This window comes from Hymenobacter sp. UYCo722 (genome assembly GCF_040547115.1).
GTDB lineage: Bacteria > Bacteroidota > Bacteroidia > Cytophagales > Hymenobacteraceae > Hymenobacter.
Window position 1 is genome coordinate 1 of record NZ_JBEPPC010000011.1, and the last position, 19,559, is coordinate 19,559.

The following is a 19,559-nucleotide window of genomic DNA, read 5'->3' on the forward strand; positions in this document are numbered from 1 at the left end:
TCTCCCCTCCCGCGCGGGGGGGCGCCCCCCCCCCCCGCCCCCCCCCGCCCCCCCCCCCCCCCCCCCCCCCCCCCCCCCCCCCCCCCCCCCCCCCACCTCCGCGAGAAACAACGACAGAACAAGTATGAAAGACCATCTTTTTCACCTCCCCGAACTGGCCTTGGAAAGTGGCGAAACCCTGGCCGGGGCGCACGTAGCCTACCAGACCTGGGGCCAGCTCAACGAAGACCGCGACAACGTGGTGTGGGTGTGCCACGCCCTCACGGCCAACGCCGACGTGCTGGCCTGGTGGCCGGGCCTGGTGGGCCCGGGCTGCTACTACGACCCCGCCGAGTGGTTTATCGTGTGTGCCAACGTGCTGGGCTCGTGCTACGGCAGCACGGGGCCGCTCGATGCCGACCCGGCTACCGGGCAGGCCCGCTTCCAGCATTTCCCGCTGCTCACTATTCGCGACCTGGTGACGGCCCATGAGGCGCTGCGCGAGGAGCTGGGAATCATGGACATCAACACGCTGATTGGCGGTTCGCTGGGCGGGCAGCAGGCGCTGGAGTGGGCCGTGCTGCGGCCCGATTTGTTCGACCACCTGATTGTGATTGCCACCAACGCCCGGCACTCGGCCTGGGGCATTGCCTTCAACGAAGCCCAGCGGCTGGCCATCGAGGCCGACCCGACTTACGCTGACGGCCAGCCCGGTGGGGGCGACGACGGCCTGCGCGCCGCCCGCGCCATTGCCCTGCTCAGCTACCGCAGCTACGCGGCCTACGCCGAAACCCAGACCGACCCCACCGACGATGAACTGCTGCGCGAGTACCGCGCCAGCACTTACCAGCGCTACCAGGGCAATAAGCTGGTGTCGCGCTTCGATGCCTACAGCTACGTTTCCTTGAGCCGCAGCATGGACTCGCATAATCTCGGCCGCAACCGGGGTGGAGTGCCAGCGGCGCTGGCCCGCATCGGGGCGCGCACGCTGGTGCTGGGCATTACTTCCGACGTGCTGTTCCCGCTGAACGAGCAGCGCGAGCTGGCGGCGCACATTCCCGGGGCGATGTACGCCGAGCTGGACTCGCGCTACGGACACGACGGATTTTTGCTGGAAACGGCCGCCATTACGCACTTTCTGGAGCGGTTCTACGCGCCCACGTTCGTGCATTAAATCAACTGATAATTAATAGAACGTCATGCTTCGGCTGCGCTCAGCATGACGTTCTGCTTCACGATAACGAACCGAATGGATTCTGACAAACACCCCCTGCGCATCGGCCTCATTGGCTTTGGCTGCGTGGGACAGGGCTTTTACGACATCCTGCAGCAGCAGCCCCACTTGGGTTTGGTTACCGCGCGCATTGCGGTGAAAAACCCGGTCAAGCCCCGTTCGCTGCCCGCCGAGCACTTCACTTACCACGCCGACGAACTGCTGGCCGACCCCGGGCTCGACGTACTGGTCGAAGTTATCGACGACGCGGCCGAGGCGTTCCGGCTGGTGAGCACGGCCCTGCGCCAGGGTCGGCGCGTGGTAACGGCCAACAAGGCCATGCTGGCCCGCCATCTGCCCGAGCTGGTGCAGCTGGAGCAGCAGCACGGCGGCACGCTGCTGTATGAAGCGGCCGTGTGCGGCAGCATCCCGGTCATCCGGACGCTCGATGCCTACTTCAGCCACGAGCCGCTGCGGGCGGTGCGGGGCATCTTCAACGGCTCGTCCAACTACGTGCTCACGCGCATGAGCGAGGAGGGCTCGGACTATGGCCCGGCGCTGGCCGAGGCTCAGGCCAGGGGCTTCGCCGAAACCGACCCTTCGCTCGACATGGGCGCATTCGACCCGCGCTCGAAGGCGGTGATACTGGCAGCCCACGCCTATGGCATTTTCCTGAACCCCAACGAAGTGCTGAACCTGGGTATTGAGGCCGTGAGCGCCGCCGATATGGCCTACGCGGCGGCGCGGGGCCAGAAAATTAAAGTGGTGGCCAGCCTGCAGCGCCTGGCTGATGGCCACGTGACGGCGCTGGTCACGCCGCAGTTGCTGGGGCCGGAGTCGCCGCTGTTCACCGTCGAGCACGAGTTCAACGGGGTGTTGATTGAGGGCGAGTACGCCGGCCCGCAGTTCCTGCGTGGGCGTGGCGCGGGCGGGCACCCCACCGGCTCGGCGGTGCTGGCCGACGTGCTGGCGTTGCGGCGCGGCCTGCGCTACGGCTACGCCAAACGCGCCACCGCGCCCGCCGTGCCGCCCACCGCCGAGCTGACCCTGGACGTGTACCTGCGCCACGCCGATGCCGGCACCCTACGCGAGGTGCTGGCGTGGCTGGAACTACCCACCGAAGCGCAGGACTCCGACGATGCGGGCAGCTACGCCACCGGCACGGTGCCGCTGCCGCGCCTGCTGCAATGGCGCGATGAATTACGGGCCAACAACGTGTTTGTGGCCCGGCGCGGGGAGGTGCGGGCAGGGGAGGTGGCGGGGGCCACTGATTACCACCACTACCCGGTTGCTGAAGTGGTTAATATGTAGCGGCACGACCCTTCGCGTCTTGGCGTAGGTGTCGTTCGCATTCCGTTAGGCGGTCGTGCAACGCGGAGAAGCGAGCGGGCGCTCCGCTACAGGTGGTGCCGGCGGCGGCGGCCAGGCGTTGGCCGGGGTGTAGCTTTATTGCTATCTCGCCCGCTGCCGGTGAGGTGGAGTCCCCTGCTCCGCTCTTTTCATTGTTGCTTCTATGTTGAATCGTTACTTATTGCCCATTGGGGCAGCCAGTGGGTTGCTGCTGCTGGCCCCGGGCGGCCCGGCCCGGGGCCAGGCTCCCAGCCTCACCAGCTTCACGCCCGCCGCCAATGCCCGCGCCGTGCCCCGCACTGCCCGCGTAGCGGCCACCTTCAGCCAGCCCCTCACGGCGGGCTCGGCCGGAGCCCTCAAAATATTCAGCAGCCAGCGGGGTGGGCTGCGCGGCGGGGGAACGGCCGTCGTGGCCGGCAACACACTCACCTTTGCACCCACGGCCTACGACTTCCGGCCCGGCGAAACCGTGCAGTACACCGTGACGAGGGCGGCGGCCAGCAGTACGGGCGCACTAGCCACCCCGAAGGTGGGGCAATTCACGGCGGCCGTGGGTGGCACCGGGCGCGGCACGTTTGCCAATGCTCCAGATGTGGCGGTAGCCGGAGGCCCCGCCGCCGCCGCCCTGGGCGACGTGGACGGCGATGGCGACCCCGACCTGGTGACGGCCAACGCGGCAAGCGGCTTGGTGGGGGTGGCTTTGAACACCGGCACTGGTACCTTCCGCTTCAGCCACAACGTGGCCGTGTCGGGCAGCCCCCTCAGCGTGGCGCTGGGAGACCTCGACGGCGACGGTGACCTCGACCTGCTGGCACCCGACTACAACAACGGCATCGGCACGAGTGTGAGCGTGCGGTTGAACGACGGCACCGGCGTGTTTAGCGGCAGCCAGAATGTGAGCGTGGGGCTGGCACCCGGCGACGTAGCCCTGGGCGACGTGGACGGTGACGGCGACCTGGACCTGGTGACGGCCAACCGCGGCTTTATCTTCATGGGCAGCGTGAGCGTGCGGCTGAACAACGGCAGCGGCACCTTCGGCGGCAGCCAGGACCTGACCCTGAACGGCAACGCCGCCCGCGTGGCCCTGGCCGACCTGGACAACGACGGCGACCTGGACGTGCTGGCCAGCAACCCCAACGTGAGCACAGTGAGTGTGCTGTTAAACAACGGTGCCGGCCTCTTTGGCAGCAGCCCGGACGTGGGCGTGGGCGTAGCCGCTTGGGCACTGGCCACCGGCGACGTAGACGGCGACGGCGATGTCGACTTTGCGGTGGGCAGCTTGATGAGCACCGGCGTTCGCATCTACTTCAATAACGGCAGCGGCCTGTTCAACGCGAGCCTGGGCCTGACCGTGGGCTTCTTTCCCGCCGAGCTGGTGCTGGGCGACTTAGACGCCGACGGCGACCCCGACCTGCTGGTGGCCTACGACGACAACAGCACGACCAGCTTCGTGCGCGTGTTTCTGAACGATGGCCTGGGCGCTTTTAGCAGCGGCCCGCAGGTAAGCGGCGCGTTGCGTTCCTTTCGAACCGTGCTGGCCGACGTGGACGGCGACAGCGACCTCGACCTGTTGCTGCCCAGCGCGGGGGGCAACGTCGTGAGCATTCGCCTGAACGGCGGCACCGGCCCGTTGGCTACGGCCCCCGGCCGCGCTACCCTCGCCGCGCCCGCCATGCTGGCCGCCTACCCCAATCCCGCCACCGGCCGGGTAACGCTGGCCTTGCCGCCCGCCGCTACCCGCGCCGAACTACTTGATGCCCTGGGCCGGGTGGCGCGCACCGTGCCCGCCCAGGCCGGCACCGCCACGCTGGACATGGCCGGCCTGGCCCCGGGCCTCTACATGGTGCGAGCTGCCGGGCAGGCCCTGCGCCTGACGGTAGAATAAACCGGCCGCTACGCTTGCAGCACGCAAAAGGGCAGGCCAATGGCGTGCCCTTTTGCGTCGGAAACGATTAGGCCCAAACCCTACCGAAACTCAACGCGCACCGGCGGCTGGCCGGGCACCGTGAGCAGGTACAAGCCAGCGGGCAGGCTCCCGCGCGGCACCGCCAGCGCGCGGGTGGTGGGGCTGAACGTGGCCACCAGGCGGCCGGTGGCATCGCGCAGTTGCACCTGGGCGGGCAGGGGCCAGGCCTCGGGCAGCAGCAGGCGCAGCTGGTCGTCGGCCGGATTGGGGTAGGCCAGGGCCCGGGCGGCCGGCGGGGTATTGCCCGCCCGGGCGGCCAGCACCGTACCCGCCTGCCCCAGGCTGGGCCGCAAAAAGTCGCGGATGGCCCGGAAGGTGGTGTCGGCGTAGGCCGCGTTGCTCTCGAAGGGGATGTGGCCGGCCCGCGACAGCCGCACCAGCGTATTGCGGATGCCCAAGGCCGTGGCGCGCGGATTCAGGCGGCCGCTGCCATACACGTACTTGGGCGGCAGCAGCGAGCCCACCCGGCCCTGGAAGTAGGGCACGGTGGCATCGGCGGTGCCGTGCACGCTGAGTAGCGGCGCGTTGCCGGCCTCGATGAGGCTGGGGTTTTCGGTGGCCCCGCTCAGGTTGAGGACAGCCAGCACCGCGCTGGGATAGCCGGGGTTGCCACTGTTGCCCTCGATGCCGCCCAATGCGGCCAGGCCCACGTAAGCGGGCACCTCACTGGCCTTGTCGAGGTAGCCGATTTCCAAGGCCATGAAAGCCCCGGCCGATGAGCCGCCCGCCACGATGTAGGCCGGGTTCACCTTATACATATTGGTGGTGGCCGCGTCTTTCCGGAAGTAGCGCACTGCGGCGCGTAAGTCCTGCATGCCACGCACAGCGGCCTGGGCCACGCCCACAGTATCGGCCGCTGGCAGTGGGAAGCCCGTAATCTGAAAGCCCAGCCGGTACTCAATGCTGGCCGTGACGTACCCCAGCCGCGCCATTCGCGTGCAGATGTTCACCATGTAGGCATCGGTACGCGAGCCGGCCAGAAACCCGCCCTGATGGGCGAAGATGATGACTGGCCGGCGCGCCAGCACATCGCCGGTGGGCTGATAGATATCCATCAGCAGCGTCTGTGTAGTGCCAGTGTAGGTGACGGCCGAGCCATACACCACGTCCGGCGTCACGGTCACGTTGGCGAAGATGGGCCGGTAGTAGCGGCCGCCGGTGGTATCAATCTGGGCCTGCGCAACTGAGCCCACACCGAAGAGCAGCAGTAGCAGGAGCAAGGTGGTTCTCATCGTCAGCAGAAGTAAGTTTCAGGGGTAGTGTAGGTAGGAGCGGGGCTTATCCCCGCCCGTCATTGTATGGTATGCTGATTACGAATTGGTTGGCGAGAATGATGTAGAGCCGCGACCCCACGACCTACTGCACCACTACCCGCCGCACCACCGCCGTGCCGCCCACGGCGAGGTGCAGCTGGTACACGCCCGGAGCCAGTCCGCGCACGTCGAAGTCGGTCATTAGCGGCTGGCCGGCCGGAACCGCCAACTGCCGCTGGCGCACCACCTGCCCCAGTGCGTTGCTGAGGCGGGCTATTACCATGGTCGCGCCCGTAGCCGGCATTACCAGCCGGAAACTGCCCACCGCCGGATTCGGGTAGAGTTGCACCTGCTCGGCCAGTGCCTGCGCGCTGGTGGCGGCGGTAACGGTGCCGGGCCGCAGCTCCAGCGCAAAACGGCCCGGGGCCGTGGTGCCGGCCAGCGCGAAGGCGTAGCGCGTGCCTGGAGCCAGGACCGTGCGGGTGCCGGCCAGCGCATCGGTCAGGGTGATTGCGGTGCCGGGAGCGAAGTTCAGCAAGTCGGCGGCGGCCAGGTTGTAGCGGCCGGGCTGGGGCACAGCTACGGCCAGTGGCACCACGGTGGTGGTCGTCAGCAGCGGCAGGCCATTGATGGCCAGGTCTTGGCCGACGGCCGTGCTGGCCAGGTTCAGGCCGCTGGGGTTGGCTAGTTTGTGGGCGTCGTAGCGGGCATCGGGGCCGGCGGTGGCCCCGGCTTCGAGATAGATAAAGGCTTCATCAGTAGTTGTCGGCGTGGCTTCGGAGGCCAGCGTGAGGCGCAGGCGGGCGCGTGGGTCGGCGGCCGGCCGTTGCACGGTGGCAGCGTTGGCGGCGGCAAAATCAGTAATGCGCGCCGCCGTGGGAAAGGTGAGCGTGACGGGCGAAGCGCCCGGCGAGCGCACGAAGAAGCCCTGCCCCAACGGAATGGTGCTACCCGGCGCGCCGCCCACGCCGTTCACGTAGCTGCGGTAGTTGCCACCGTATTGGCTGCGGCTCACGAAGATGTACATGGCACCATCCATGCCGGCAGGCACGGGCACGGCATCCCAGTTCAGGGCCGAGGCGAAAGGGTTGCCCAGCAGGTGCCAGCCGCCATCGGTCGAAACTGCGCCCGGCAGCGTGGTGCTGAAAGCCGCGTTGTTGCTTGTGAGCGTGCCACTGAAGCTCAGCGTCTGGCCGCCGCTCAGGTTCACAGTGTAGCCGCGGCCCGGGGCCAATTGCGTGGCCAAGCTGGTGGGGGCTTCGTAGCCGCGGTCGAATGGGGCGTAGGCATTGGCTCGTACTACCCGGCTCTGGTCGTAGAAGAAGATATTGGGGAAAGGTGTGGTCGTGCCCGGTGTGGCCGAGTTGTTATAGGTCATGGCCTGGCTGATTTCGGGCGCGAAGCTGCCCCCGCTGGCCGTGTTGTTCAGCCCGCCCACGGTAGCGCCGGTTACGGGCGCGGCCAAGTGGCGGTAGCCCAGGCCGGGGTTCAAGCTCGGGTCGAGGTAGCGTTCTACCGTCAGGGCCGCCGTGAGGATACCTGAACCCAGCGTAGCCAGGGCCGTTCCGCTGGCGTCGGAAAGCAGCGTCAGTCCCAGGTTATTATTGAGGGTGCCGCTGGTGGGCAGCAGGCGCTGGCTGATGCCCAGGCGGCGCGCCAGGGTGAGGACGCTGCCGGTTGGCAGGGCCACCTCCAACTCGCGCACGGTCCCCGGCAGGCCTGTGCCGCTGGCCTGGTCGCCGGTGCCCGCGTAGGCATATGCCGCCCCCGGGCTGAAGCTGCGGCTGCCGGTGTTGCGAATTGCGCCCGTAGCCCCACTGGCGCTGATGCCCGCCGGGTCGCAGATGCGCAGCGAAGCGCCGGCTTGCAGGTCGAAATTGCCCGGCCCGTCCACCACGAAGCAGCTGGTGCTCAGGCTGCCGGCTGGCTGGCCGCTCAGGCTTTTGATAACCAGCGTGCCATATACGGTGATGTTGCCGGCCAGCGTAGCCGTGCCGCTGTTGATGGTGATGTCCTGGTAGTTGCCGCCGGGCACGGTGGTGTTGGTATTAATAACCAGGCTGGGGAACACCGGGGCCACAAAAGGGGCCAGTAGCGGCCGCAGAAAAGCCCGGATGTCGCGGTAAGTGGTATCGGCGTAGGCCGCCGAGCTGGGGCTGCCGGTGTTGCTGCTCTGCACCGGGTACTGCGGAATGTGGGGGGCTTTGCTGAAGCGGCGCAGCACGTTGAGCACGCCCACGCTGCTGGCGTAGGGGTTCAGCACGCCGCTGCCCATTACGTACTTGGGTGGCAGGCCCGCGCCCACCCGGCCCTTGAAGTAGGGCACCACGGCATCGGAAGTGCCGTGCGCGCTGTAGAGCGGCGCGTTGCCAGCCTCGATTATGCTGGGTGGGTTGGTGGCCCCGCTCAGGTTGAGCACCGCCAGGGGGAAGCTGTTGTAGCCGGGGTTGCCGCTGTTGCCTTCGATGCCGCCCAGGGCGGCTAGGTTCACGTCGGCGGTTACTTCGCTGGCCTTGTCGAGGTAGCCCACCTCGATGGCCATGAAGGCACCGGCCGATGCTCCGCCCACCACGATGCGGCTGGGGCTGACGCGGTAGGCATTGGCGGTGGCGGCGTCTTTCCGGAAGAAGCGCACGGCCGCCCGCAGGTCCTGCATGCCCTGAATGGCCGCCCGGCTCACCCCGGTCGTGTCGGTGGTGTTAATCACCAGGAAGGGGTTGAGGCGGTAGTCGATGCTGGCCGTAACGTAGCCCAGCTTGGCAAACTGCGTGCACACAGCCACCATGTACGACTCGGTGCGCGAGCCCGTGACGAAGCCGCCCTGGTGGGCGAAGATGATGACCGGGCGCTCGGCCGTGGCATCGCCGGTGGGCTGGTAAATGTCCATCAGCAGCGCCTGGGGGTTGCCCAGAAAGTTCGTCGTCTGGCCGTACTGCACGTTGGCCGTCACGGCAACACTGGAGAATACGGGCTGGAAGTAGCGCCCGCCGGTGGTGTCGGTGGGCATTTGGGCCAAAGCCGGCCGAGCCAGGCCAAGCACCAGCAGCAACCCGAAAAGGAGTAGAGATTTCATAAGGACCGGGAAAAGAATGAGAAACCGAATGTAGGGCTTTCGCTTGACGCAGAACCGGCCGCCGGGGTTGGCCCCGTGCCCGACTGCCGCGCCGCCGTGCGTTATTTGTGACCTTTTCCCCTTTGCTTGCGCTTATGTCCGTTCAGTTTCCCGCCCCCCTGCAGACTGGCCAGCGCGTGGCGCTGGTGAGCCCGGCCCGTAAAATATCGGCCGCTGAGCTGGCCCCCGCCATCGCCACCCTCGAAAGCTGGGGCCTCGAAGTAGTGCTGGGCGAAAGCATCGCCGGCGACCACCACCAGTTTGCCGGCGACGACGACCTGCGCCGCCGCGACTTCCAGCAGCAGCTCGACGACCCCACCATCCGGGCCATCCTGTGCGCGCGCGGCGGCTACGGCACCGCCCGCATCGTCGACGGGCTCGACTTCACAATGTTCGCGAAAAGCCCTAAATGGGTGGCTGGCTTTTCCGACGTCACGGTGCTCAACTCCCACCTGCTGGCCCGGGGCTACGCCAGCATCCACGGCGTGATGCCGGTGCTCTTTCACCAGGCCGGCGGCGAGCGGGCCCTCGAAACCCTGCGCCGCGCGCTGTTCGGCGAGCCTTTTCAGCCCATCGAAGTTGGCCCGCACCCGCTCAACCGGCCCGGCACGGCCACCGGCGAGTTGGTAGGCGGCAACCTCAGCCTGCTCCAGACCATCACCGGCACACCTTCGCAGGCCAGCTTCGCGGGGCGCATCCTCTTCCTCGAAGACCTTGACGAATACCTCTACCACGTCGACCGCATGCTGCTGCACCTGCACCGCAGCGGGCAGCTGGCGGGCCTGGCCGGGCTGGTGGTAGGCCACTTCTCCGACATGCGCGACAATGCCATTCCGTTTGGCTCAAAGGCTTATGAGATAATCGACCGCTACGCCCGGATGTATGATTTCCCGGTGGCCTACGGCTTTCCCACCGGCCACGAGGCCGACAACCTGGCGCTGGTGGTAGGCCAGCCGGTCACTTTCGTAGTAAGCGCCGCCGGCGCACGATTGGCTTAGCAGTGGCCAGGCTGCTAAGCGCGGCCATTCCCGACCCCGGCCCAGGCCGTAGCTTTGTGCAAGTTATTCTGCTCTTTATTGCGATTTCATGAAAGGAATTATTCTCGCCGGCGGCTCCGGCACCCGCCTGCACCCGCTCACGCTGGCCGTTTCGAAGCAGCTGATGCCCGTTTATGACAAGCCGATGATTTATTATCCGCTGTCGATTCTGCTCTCGGCTGGCATTCGGGAAGTGCTGATTATCACCACGCCCCACGACCAGGAGCAGTTCAAAAAGCTGCTCGGCGACGGCAAAAGCCTGGGCTGCGATTTCCAGTACGTGGTGCAGGAAGTGCCCAATGGCCTGGCCCAAGCCTTTGTGCTGGGGGCCGATTTTATCGGTAAAGAAAAAGTGGCCCTGGTGCTCGGCGACAACATTTTCTACGGCGCGGGCCTGGAGGAGCTGCTGAAATCGAACAATAACCCCGAGGGCGGCGTGGTGTTCGCCTACCACGTGCACGACCCCGAGCGCTACGGCGTGGTGGAGTTCGACGCCGATAAAAAAGCTCTCAGCATTGAGGAAAAGCCCGCCAAGCCCAAGAGCAACTACGCCGTGCCCGGCCTGTATTTCTACGACAACGACGTGGTGGAAATCGCCAAAAACCTCGAAATGAGCCCGCGCGGCGAATACGAAATCACCGATGTGAACCGCGAGTATCTCAAGCGCGGAACCCTGAAAGTGGGCATCCTGGGCCGGGGCACCGCCTGGCTCGACACGGGCACCTTCGAAAGCCTGATGCAAGCCGGTGAGTTCGTTAAAGTTATCGAGCAGCGCCAGGGCCTAAAGGTGGGCTCCATCGAAGAAGCCGCCTACCGCCAGGGCTTCATCACCGCCGACCAGCTCCGCGCCATCGCCGCCCCGCTTCGCAAAAGTGGCTACGGTGACTATCTGATGAACCTGCCCGACCAGCTGATGCTGGAGGAATAAGTTTTCTATGGTAGGAGGGTGAGCGGGTATGGGGGTAGGAGTTGGGGAAATAACCCTGACTCCTACCCCCATACCCGCTCATCCTACTACCTTAAAACTACTCGTCCAAATACTGGTGCACGAATTTAATGGCCATGCTGCCCTCGCCCACGGCCGAGGCCACGCGGGCCATGGCCCCGGCGCGGCTGTCGCCGGCCGCGAAAATGCCGGGGGCGCAGGTTTCGAGCAGGTAGGGCTCGCGGTCCTTTTTCCAGATTTCGGGGTAGCGCGGGTCGGCTACCAGGTCGCGGCCCGTTAGCAGGAAGCCTTTGGCGTCGCAGGCCACCAAGTCGCGAATCCATTCGGTGCTGGGCTTGGCCCCGATGAACACGAACAGGGCGCGGGCCGGGCGTTGCTCCACGGCACCGTTCACGTCCAGCATCACGGCTTCGAGGTGGTCCTGGCCGCACACTTCTTTGATTTGCGAGAAGGGGAGGATTTCGATATTGTCCGTAGTACGAATCTGCTCAATAAGGTAGGCCGACATGCTGGCCGCGAGGTTGGCCCCGCGAATGACGATGAACACCCGCCGGGCGTAGGTAGCCAGGTACATGGCTGCCTGCCCGGCCGAGTTGCCGCCGCCCACGATGTACACGTCCTGCGCGTCGCAGCTGCGGGCTTCGGTGCGGGCCGCGCCGTAGTACACGCCCGCGCCGCTCAGGCGGTCCATACCCGGCACGTCGAGAGTCCGGTAGCTCACGCCGGTGGTGAGCACCACGGCGCGGGTGCTGATTTCGGTGCCGTCGCCCAGGGTGAGGACTTTGTAGCCGTCCTGCAAACACAGCTTTTTTACCTCCTGCGGGGCCAGAAACTCGGCCCCGAGGCGCACGGCCTGCGCCCAGGCACGGTGGGCCAGCTCGGCCCCGCTCAACCCGGTGGGGAAGCCCAGGTAGTTTTCGATGCGCGAGCTGGTGCCGGCCTGTCCGCCGGGCGTCATCCGCTCGATTATCAGGGTTTTGAGGCCTTCGCTGGCCCCGTACACGGCAGCAGCTAGGCCCGAGGGCCCCGCGCCCACCACCACCACGTCGTACATCTCCTGCGAGGCCTGCTGCGTAATGCCCAGCTGGCTGCCGATGGCGGCCGGGGTGGGATTGGCCAGCGCGCTGCCATCGGGGAAGATAACTACGGGTAGTTGGCTGGCCTCGTAGCCCTTGGCGGCCAGCAGCTTGCGACCCTCGGCGTTGGTTTCAAAATCGAGCCACTGGTAGCCCACCATGTAGCCGCTGAGGAAATCTTTCAGCTCGTGCGAGCGTGGCGACCACTGGAATCCTATTAGCCGCAGACCGTCGTATTTCGGCTTGTGCGCGGCTTGCCAGGCAGCGAGCAAATCGTGCAGCGTAGGATAGAGCAGCTGCTCGGGCGGGTCCCAGGGCTTCATTAAGTAATGGTCGAGCCGGGCCGAGTTGATGGCCCGCACGGCCGCCTCCGTATCGGCGTAGGCTGTGAGCAGCACGCGCTTGGCATCGGGAAAGAATTCGCGCGAGGCCGTGAGCAGTTCCACGCCCTCCAGCTCGGGCATCCGCTGGTCGGCCAGAATCAGGGCCAGCGGCTCCTCCTTCTCGTGCAGCTCCTTGATGGTCGCCAGCGCCTCGGGGCCGGAGTTCACCCGCAGAATGCGGTAGTCCTGGCTAAACTCCTGGCGTAGGTCGCGGGCAATGGCGGCCAGCACCTGGGCGTCATCATCAACGGCGAGAATAATGGGTTTCTTGGCGGCCATGAGGTTGCTTTCGTTGGATAGGGTATACTAGGGAGGAGGGTAACAAGAACGTCATGCTTCGGCTGCGCTCAGCATGACGTTCTACTCGTGTTTTAGCTGCCCATCACCGGCAGCCAGGCGCAAAACTCCGTGCGCCCGGGCCGCGACTGCACTTCCAGCCGCCCGTCGTGCTGCCGGATAATCTGCTGCGCGATATCCAGCCCCAGGCCCGAGCCGTCGCCGGCCTGCTTGGTCGTGTAGAAGGGCTCGAAGATATGCGGCAGCACGTCGGTAGGGATGCCCGAGCCGTTGTCCACCAGGAACACGCGCACGAAATCCCCTTCCCGCAGGGTTCGGAGCGTAATCTCACCGCCCTGCGCCGGCAGCGCGTCAATGGCATTGTCGAGCAGGTTGGTCCACACCTGGTTCAGGCTGCTCACCCGCCCCCGAATGCGCGGCAGGTCGGCCCTGTAGTCACGGCTGACTTTAACATTCTTCTGGCGCAGCAAAAAGCCCAGCATATTGAGCGTGCTTTCGAGGCCGGCCGTTACGTCCAGCGGCTCGAAGCCGCCAGCGCGGTCCATGTGCGAGTAGGTTTTCACGTCGGCCACCAGCTTGCTGATGCGGCCGCCGGCCTCCTGCACGTCGCGCACCAGCTGCATGGTCGTGAGCTGGCCTTCGAGCCAGGCAAAAGCGGCCGGGCGCGCCGCCGGGGGCAGCAGCGCGGCGGTGGCCGCCAGCGCTTCGGTCGTCACGCCGGCTTCCAAAAAAGCCGGGGCCAGACAGTAGCCGTCGGCCGCGCCCTGGGTTTCGAGCCAGGTGGCTAGTTCGTCTTCCGCATCGGCGCGGGCCAGGGCGGAGAGGGGCGCGGCCGGCGTGGCCACGGCCAGCCCAGTGAGGCTCCGCATAGCCTCGGGCGACGGGCAATGGCCCACCAGCTCCACAAACAGAGCCGGCTTGGCGGCTGCGCGCTTAGCCAGGGCTTCGGCGGCGCGGGCAATGGCGGCGGCGGGGTTGTTGAGTTCGTGGGCCAGCCCGGCCGAAAGCTTGCCCAAGGCGCGCAGCTTGTCGTCGCGTTCCTGGGCGCGCACCTGGTCGCGGCTGCGGTCGTTCATGATGGCCACCAGTCGCTGCACCAGTTCGGGGCTGCTGTCTTCGAGGGCCGGAAACAGGTCGCGGTGCAATAAATAGAGCACGGTTTCGCCGGCGGCCACGCCCTGGGCTTTGATTTCGCGCAGCCGTGAATAGGGCAGTACACCCGACACCTGCCCGGTTTCGACCCGGAAAATGGGGTCGCGCTGGCCGCCCTGCTGCGCGTAGAACTGAATGCCGCCGCGCAGCACAGCCGTCATAAACTCGGCGGGCGTACCGGGCTCGAAAATGGTTTCGCCGGCGGCGTAGGTGCGGCCCTCGCCGTGGGCCAGCAGCCAGGCCACGGTGTCGGCGGGCAGGCCGGCAAAAGCAGTAATGGTTGCTAGGTCGGCGGGAGTGAGGGCGGTGGTGGTGGGCATGGAGTGACAACGCGGGCTGGCCGGCATTTGTTGGATGCTGCCTTGCTACCTTGCTACCTTGCAGGCCACCTTTCCACAAGTTATTACGATGACCAGTATTTTCCTCAAATGCTCCCATCTTCTGCTGCTTGCGGGGCTGCTGGCCGGCGGCCTAGGTTCGGCCGCACACGCCCAGAAGCCCGCCCGCGTGGCTACCCGCGTCGATTCGCTGCGAGCCGCCCGCAACGCGCCCATCGTTTTCGTGCCGGTTGTTTTCACGATGGTCAGCGGCAAGCAGGTGCGGGGCTACGTCACCAGCTACGACCTGTTTATGCACGACAAAGTGCTGTGCTACGAGCTGCCGCCCAACCAGCTGCCGCCCCCGCCCGTGAAGGAAATGGCCGTCGAGCGCATCAAAACAATGGTTGTGGAAGGCCATACGCTGGATGCGCTCAGCAAAAACGGCAAGCCGCTGGGCATGCTGGCCGAAAACATGACTCCCGCCGGAGCCAGCAAAACCTACGGCTACTTCATCACGAAGGCCAACATGTATATTCCCATCCCGCTGCTAGTGGGGGCCGTATTTATCCCGGTAGGCTCGCACGATAAATACTTCTGGTTTGTGCGGCCGGCCGGGGGCGAGATTCAGGAAGTGCCCCGCTCCGACAAGGCCTTCGCCAAGCTGATGGCCGCCGCCTTCGCCGACTACCCCGCGCTGGCCGCCCGCGTGCAGCAGCAGGCCCCCGATGCCGGCTACAAAAACATGCCGCAGCTGGTGCAGGAGTACAACGCTCACGCCGCCGCCGCTGGCAAATAAACCGGCTTAAAACCGGCCGGCGGGCAACTTTTTCGGTCCGCGCCGCCTTGTAATAGCTCCCCTTTAGCTCCCGAAATCTACCCCCTATGGCCAAAGCCAGAACCGTTTATTTCTGCCAGTCCTGCGGCGCGCAATCATCGAAATGGATAGGCCGCTGCCCCGTGTGCGGCGAGTGGAACACCTACGTTGAGGAAGTCATCCAGAAGGAAACCGTGGCCACCACCACCGGCCAGTGGAAACCCGCCAGCACCGTGCCCGGCGGTGGCACCAAGAAAGCGGCCAAATCCGTTCCGCTCGGCGATATTCTGGCCGAAGACGAGCCCCGCATCCTCACGCCCGACGGCGAGTTGAACCGCGTGCTCGGTGGCGGCATCGTGCCGGGCTCCATCATCCTCATCGGCGGCGAGCCGGGCATCGGCAAGAGCACGCTGATGCTGCAAATCGCGCTCAGTATGCGCAAAATGAAGGTTTTGTACGTGAGCGGCGAGGAAAGCGAAGCCCAGATAAAGATGCGCGCCGAGCGCCTGGCCGACGGCCAGCACCCCGGCTGCTACATCCTGACGGAGACCAATACCCAGAATATCTTCCGCCAGATTGACCAGGTGCAGCCCAACCTGCTCGTCATCGACTCCATCCAGACCATGCACTCCACGCTGGTCGAGAGCGGCGCGGGCAGCGTGAGCCAGGTGCGCGAGTGCACCGCCGAGTTCCTGAAATTTGCCAAGGAAACCAGCACGCCGGTCATGCTCATCGGCCACATCACCAAGGATGGCAGCATTGCCGGCCCCAAAATCCTCGAGCACATGGTGGATACCGTGCTCCAGTTCGAGGGCGACCGGCACATGAGCTACCGCATTCTGCGCACCACCAAGAACCGCTTCGGAAATACTTCGGAGTTGGGCATTTACGAGATGCAGGGCGACGGCCTGCGCCAGGTAAGCAACCCGAGCGAAATTCTGCTTTCGCAGCGCGGCGAAAGCCTGAGCGGCATGGCCATCGGGGCCACGCTGGAGGGCAACCGGCCACTATTAGTAGAGGTGCAGGCCCTCGTGACGCCCGCCACCTACGGCACGCCGCAACGCAGCAGCACCGGCTTCGACAGCAAGCGCCTGCAAATGCTGCTGGCCGTGCTCGAAAAGCGGGCCGGCCTGCGCCTGGGCCAGCACGACGTATTCCTGAACATTGCCGGCGGTTTGCGCCTCGACGACCCCGCTCTCGACCTGGCCGTGTGCGCCGCCGTGGTGTCATCGCTGAATGACGTGCCCATCCCCGGCCACGTGTGCCTGGCCGCCGAAGTGGGCCTGAGCGGCGAAATCCGGGCCGTGACGCGCCTTGACCAACGCTTGGCCGAAGCCGAGAAGCTGGGTTTCAGGGAGATGTACGTGTCACAGTTCAACGGTAAGAGCTTGGATTTGGCCCGCTCAGGCATGAAAACCTACGCCGTGGGCCGGCTTGAGGAGGTGCTGGATGGCTTGTTTGGCTAGCGTCCTTATCGCTGGTTTAAGCCGGTGGGCGTGAGTGCGGCGCGTCCACTTGCCGGCAGCAACGTTACGGTAGGCAAAAAAAAAGTGCGGGTCTGATTTGGATTTTATAAATCAAAAGGGCGTATCTTCGGATTGCTGATAGGCTTTTACCGCGAATGTTATTAGGCCGCCTGGCATTTTTCCCCTTCGTAATATTGTTGGCCCCGCCAAACGCTTGTATACCGCGCCATGACCGCATCATTAACCACCTACGTTCATCGAGTGCTGGTGGCGGCACTAGTGGCCGCGCCCGTGCTGAGCCATGGCCAGCAGAAGCCTCACGCCAAGCATAGGGTGCCAGTTGCTACGGCTCCCAAGCCGGTTTCTAGGCCGGCTGCGGCAACGCCGGCCGCAACTGCACTGCCTGCTGCCAATTCCGCCGCGGCCGTTGCGCCGGTCGCTCCTCCGGCAGCTCCGGTTAAAACGGCAGCGGCCTCTGCTGCCAGACCAATGGCCAAGCCCGCGCCAGCTCCTGAGCCGACCGGCAAAGCCATTTTGTTTGGCCGTATTAGCGGCTCAACAACCGACTCGGTGGCTGTGTCGCTGCGCGAGAATCCGCTCGACCCCAAGGATAAGCTGATTCGGGTGCCAGTGAACGATAAGGGGGAATTTAAGCTCTCGATTCCGCTGTACGGGCCCACCAAGGCCGATTTGGTATATGGCGATGACGTGGCTCCGCTGTTTCTCGATGCGGGCACCGACCTGGATGTGCGCTTCAAGGGCAGCGACATGTCGACAACCCTGAAATTCAAGGCCAACGATGTGCCGACCGGCCTCGGAACCAAGCTGCGCAACGGCTCGAACCTGACCGAACAGCAGCGCCACCGCCAGCAGGCTGCCAACGCCAACAACTACCTCTCGGAGTTCGACGCGCAGTTCGTGGAAAACGACGGTTTCCAAGTGCTGCCTGATAACATTCAGCTCTACGAAGCGCCGTTTATCTCCTTCCTGGATTACCGTCGCAAGCATGAACTGGAGTTTCTGGACGACCACGCGGCTAAGCAGTCGTTCACCCAGGAGTTTTACAACTATGCCCACGCCGAAGTGGTGTACTCGTACGCCAACGATAAACTGACCTTTCAGGACCTGCGCGAGCAGGTAGTAAACACCGAAGGACGCCTGAAAATGGCCCCTGACTATTACAATTTCCTGCGCGAGCCCGGCCTCCTCAACGAGCCCAATGCCGCTCAGAGCGAGCTGTACCACGAGTTTCTGCTCAACTACGTGCACTTCGCCGTAGCGCAGGACAAGCACCAGCGTGCCGACCCTGATTTCTACCCCGCCTGCTATGCGCTGACCGTGAAGAAGCTCGGCGGCCCCACCCGGGCCATCATTCTGGGCCGGATTCTGCAGGAGTCGTTCCGTTTTGGGCACGTAAAACAATCGGCGGCCATGCTGGCCGATTTCCGCAACTACGACGCGCGCAACCTCTATTACCCTACGCTACTCAGCGACTTCGACCGGCACAAGGACTTTGCCATTGGCGCACCGGCTCCCGATTTCAAGCTGACCTCGGCCACCGGCGATACCATCCATCTGCACGACTTCGCGGGCAAGCTGGTGTACCTGAACTTCTGGAAGTCGACCAATGGCCTGTGCTTACGCGATTTGGCCTACGCCCAGGAGCTGATGCGCAAGTTTGAAGGCAAGAACATTGTGTTCGTGAACGTGGCGCTCGATGAAAATGAGCAGGCCTGGAAGTCGCTTGTCAACATTAAAAAGCTGCCCGGCGTGCAGGTACGCGTGCCCGGCGGCGGCCTGCGCTCGGCCACGGCCCACGCCTACGCCTTGCAGGAGGTACCCTCGTACTTCCTGGTTGGCGAGGATGGTACCTTCCTCAATACCAAGCCCAAGCGCCTGAGCAGCCGCGCAGCTGTGGACGAAATTAACCAGTCGTTCGGCAAAGCCAGCACTTATACCAGCGCCATCGAATTCGCGCCGGCTACCAAAAAATAAGCGGCAACGTTCAAAAAAAAGGTCATCCTGAGCCTAGCGAAGGACCTTATTACGCCAGAAAAGCCGTTAGAGCGATTCTAACATTGGCTGCTCTCCCGTTGTAAGGTCCTTCGCTGCGCTCAGGATGACCTATTTTTGCCCGCTGCGTTCCTCCTTATTTCATGCCGCTACCCTTCGCCGATACCCGCAACCTGCTTGCCAAAGCCACCCCCTTGCGGGTATGGAACACGTTGGAAGTGGTGGGGTCCTACATTCTGAGCAAGCTCACCGGCAAGGCCCGGCTGCGGGGCCTGCCCATGGCCCTGAGCTTTGAGCCCACCACGAGCTGCAATCTGCGCTGTCCGGAGTGCCCCAGTGGCCTGCGCTCGTTTACGCGGCCCACGGGCATGCTGCAAAGCGATTTATTTAAGCGCACCATTGATGAGGTGGCTAGTCGGCTGTGGTACCTGATTTTTTACTTTCAGGGTGAGCCTTACCTGCACCCGCAGTTTCTGGAACTGGTGAAGTACGCCTCTGATAAGGGCATCTATACCGCCACCAGCACTAATGCCCATTACCTAAGCGACGACAACGCCCGCAAAACCGTGGAAAGCGGGTTGGACCGCCTCATCATTTCGCTCGATGGCACCACACAGGAGGTGTACCAGCAGTACCGGGTGGGCGGCAAGCTGGAGAAAGTGCTCGAAGGAACCCGCAACGTGGTGAAATGGCGCAATGAGCTGAAGGCAAGTACGCCGCGCATCATCTTCCAGTTTCTGGTGGTGCGGCCCAACGAGCACCAGATTGACGATGCCAAGCAACTGGCCGAGGCGCTGGGCGTGGACGACGTGTGGTTCAAAACCGCGCAGATTTACGACCACGCGCAGGGCTCGCCGCTCATCCCGACCATCGACTATTACTCGCGCTACCAGAACAACGGCGACAACACCTGGAGCCTGAAAAACAAGCTGGTCGACCACTGCTGGAAGATGTGGCACTCCTGCGTCATCACCTGGGACGGCCTGGTGGTGCCCTGCTGCTTCGACAAAGATGCTGAATACCGTCAGGGCGACCTCAAAACCGAGACCTTTCGCCAGCTCTGGCGCGGCCCCAAGTACCAGCAGTTTCGAAGCAGCTTACTGAAAGGACGCGACCAGATTGAGATGTGCCGCAACTGCTCGGAGGGCACCAAGGTGTGGGGGTGAAAATCAGTTATCAGTG

13 protein-coding genes are annotated in these 19,559 nt (G+C 64.7%); 9 read left to right on the forward strand and 4 right to left on the reverse strand.

Annotated features, from left to right (window positions below; genetic code table 11):
* Positions 1-124 precede the first annotated feature (124 nt).
* From metX to ABIB44_RS19185, 3 genes are all read left to right on the forward strand, one after another.
* Positions 125-1,153 (forward strand): homoserine O-acetyltransferase MetX, encoded by a 1,029-nt coding sequence (gene metX, locus ABIB44_RS19175; protein WP_354586293.1) that lies wholly within the window; start codon positions 125-127, stop codon positions 1,151-1,153.
* Between the two features lie 75 nt (positions 1,154-1,228).
* On the forward strand, positions 1,229-2,503 hold the full coding sequence (locus ABIB44_RS19180) for a homoserine dehydrogenase (protein WP_354586294.1): 1,275 nt from the start codon (positions 1,229-1,231) through the stop codon (positions 2,501-2,503).
* 202 nt (positions 2,504-2,705) lie between these two features.
* A complete protein-coding gene (locus ABIB44_RS19185; protein ID WP_354586295.1) occupies positions 2,706-4,427 on the forward strand; it encodes an FG-GAP-like repeat-containing protein in 1,722 nt (573 codons plus the stop codon).
* A gap of 80 nt (positions 4,428-4,507) precedes the next feature.
* On the opposite strand, the gene ABIB44_RS19190 is transcribed toward ABIB44_RS19185, so the two are convergent.
* Together ABIB44_RS19190 and ABIB44_RS19195 are read right to left on the reverse strand one after the other, a co-directional pair.
* A complete protein-coding gene (locus ABIB44_RS19190) occupies positions 4,508-5,740 on the reverse strand; it encodes an alpha/beta hydrolase fold domain-containing protein (protein WP_354586296.1) in 1,233 nt (410 codons plus the stop codon).
* A gap of 124 nt (positions 5,741-5,864) precedes the next feature.
* Positions 5,865-8,834, reverse strand: a complete 2,970-nt coding sequence (locus ABIB44_RS19195; RefSeq protein ID WP_354586297.1) for a DUF8693 domain-containing protein — start codon at positions 8,832-8,834, stop codon at positions 5,865-5,867.
* 134 nt (positions 8,835-8,968) lie between these two features.
* Between ABIB44_RS19195 and ABIB44_RS19200 the strand changes: the two genes are divergently transcribed.
* Together ABIB44_RS19200 and rfbA are read left to right on the forward strand one after the other, a co-directional pair.
* Positions 8,969-9,871 (forward strand): S66 peptidase family protein, encoded by a 903-nt coding sequence (locus ABIB44_RS19200; RefSeq protein ID WP_354586298.1) that lies wholly within the window; start codon positions 8,969-8,971, stop codon positions 9,869-9,871.
* Between the two features lie 88 nt (positions 9,872-9,959).
* A complete protein-coding gene (rfbA, locus tag ABIB44_RS19205; protein WP_354586299.1) occupies positions 9,960-10,838 on the forward strand; it encodes a glucose-1-phosphate thymidylyltransferase RfbA in 879 nt (292 codons plus the stop codon).
* 97 nt (positions 10,839-10,935) lie between these two features.
* On the opposite strand, the gene ABIB44_RS19210 is transcribed toward rfbA, so the two are convergent.
* On the reverse strand, positions 10,936-12,594 hold the full coding sequence (locus tag ABIB44_RS19210; RefSeq protein WP_354586300.1) for an NAD(P)/FAD-dependent oxidoreductase: 1,659 nt from the start codon (positions 12,592-12,594) through the stop codon (positions 10,936-10,938).
* A 92-nt stretch (positions 12,595-12,686) separates the two neighbouring features.
* Positions 12,687-14,084, reverse strand: coding sequence for a sensor histidine kinase (locus ABIB44_RS19215; RefSeq protein WP_354586301.1), 1,398 nt, complete (start codon positions 14,082-14,084; stop codon positions 12,687-12,689).
* Between the two features lie 88 nt (positions 14,085-14,172).
* Here ABIB44_RS19215 and ABIB44_RS19220 point away from each other — a divergent pair, with 88 nt between their 5' ends.
* From ABIB44_RS19220 to ABIB44_RS19235, 4 genes are all read left to right on the forward strand, one after another.
* A complete protein-coding gene (locus ABIB44_RS19220) occupies positions 14,173-14,880 on the forward strand; it encodes a hypothetical protein (protein ID WP_354586302.1) in 708 nt (235 codons plus the stop codon).
* A gap of 86 nt (positions 14,881-14,966) precedes the next feature.
* Positions 14,967-16,364: a DNA repair protein RadA gene (gene radA, locus ABIB44_RS19225; protein ID WP_354586303.1), complete on the forward strand. Its 1,398-nt coding sequence runs from the start codon at positions 14,967-14,969 to the stop codon at positions 16,362-16,364.
* A gap of 228 nt (positions 16,365-16,592) precedes the next feature.
* Complete coding sequence (locus ABIB44_RS19230; protein WP_354586304.1) at positions 16,593-18,359, forward strand: TlpA family protein disulfide reductase; 1,767 nt, start codon at positions 16,593-16,595, stop codon at positions 18,357-18,359.
* 161 nt (positions 18,360-18,520) lie between these two features.
* Positions 18,521-19,543 carry an SPASM domain-containing protein gene (locus ABIB44_RS19235; protein WP_354586305.1) on the forward strand — a complete coding sequence of 341 codons (1,023 nt, stop codon included), beginning with the start codon at positions 18,521-18,523 and terminating at the stop codon, positions 19,541-19,543.
* Positions 19,544-19,559: the final 16 nt, after the last annotated feature.

Excerpts from the sequence above, each read along its gene's own strand:
- metX (WP_354586293.1), top strand. The coding sequence starts at position 125 with ATGAAAGACCATCTTTTTCACCTCCCCGAACTGGCCTTGGAAAGTGGC.
- ABIB44_RS19180 (WP_354586294.1), top strand. The coding sequence starts at position 1,229 with ATGGATTCTGACAAACACCCCCTGCGCATCGGCCTCATTGGCTTTGGC.
- ABIB44_RS19185 (WP_354586295.1), top strand. The coding sequence starts at position 2,706 with ATGTTGAATCGTTACTTATTGCCCATTGGGGCAGCCAGTGGGTTGCTG.
- ABIB44_RS19190 (WP_354586296.1), bottom strand. The coding sequence starts at position 5,740 with ATGAGAACCACCTTGCTCCTGCTACTGCTGCTCTTCGGTGTGGGCTCA.
- ABIB44_RS19195 (WP_354586297.1), bottom strand. The coding sequence starts at position 8,834 with ATGAAATCTCTACTCCTTTTCGGGTTGCTGCTGGTGCTTGGCCTGGCT.
- ABIB44_RS19200 (WP_354586298.1), top strand. The coding sequence starts at position 8,969 with ATGTCCGTTCAGTTTCCCGCCCCCCTGCAGACTGGCCAGCGCGTGGCG.
- rfbA (WP_354586299.1), top strand. The coding sequence starts at position 9,960 with ATGAAAGGAATTATTCTCGCCGGCGGCTCCGGCACCCGCCTGCACCCG.
- ABIB44_RS19210 (WP_354586300.1), bottom strand. The coding sequence starts at position 12,594 with ATGGCCGCCAAGAAACCCATTATTCTCGCCGTTGATGATGACGCCCAG.
- ABIB44_RS19215 (WP_354586301.1), bottom strand. The coding sequence starts at position 14,084 with ATGCCCACCACCACCGCCCTCACTCCCGCCGACCTAGCAACCATTACT.
- ABIB44_RS19220 (WP_354586302.1), top strand. The coding sequence starts at position 14,173 with ATGACCAGTATTTTCCTCAAATGCTCCCATCTTCTGCTGCTTGCGGGG.
- radA (WP_354586303.1), top strand. The coding sequence starts at position 14,967 with ATGGCCAAAGCCAGAACCGTTTATTTCTGCCAGTCCTGCGGCGCGCAA.
- ABIB44_RS19230 (WP_354586304.1), top strand. The coding sequence starts at position 16,593 with ATGACCGCATCATTAACCACCTACGTTCATCGAGTGCTGGTGGCGGCA.
- ABIB44_RS19235 (WP_354586305.1), top strand. The coding sequence starts at position 18,521 with ATGCCGCTACCCTTCGCCGATACCCGCAACCTGCTTGCCAAAGCCACC.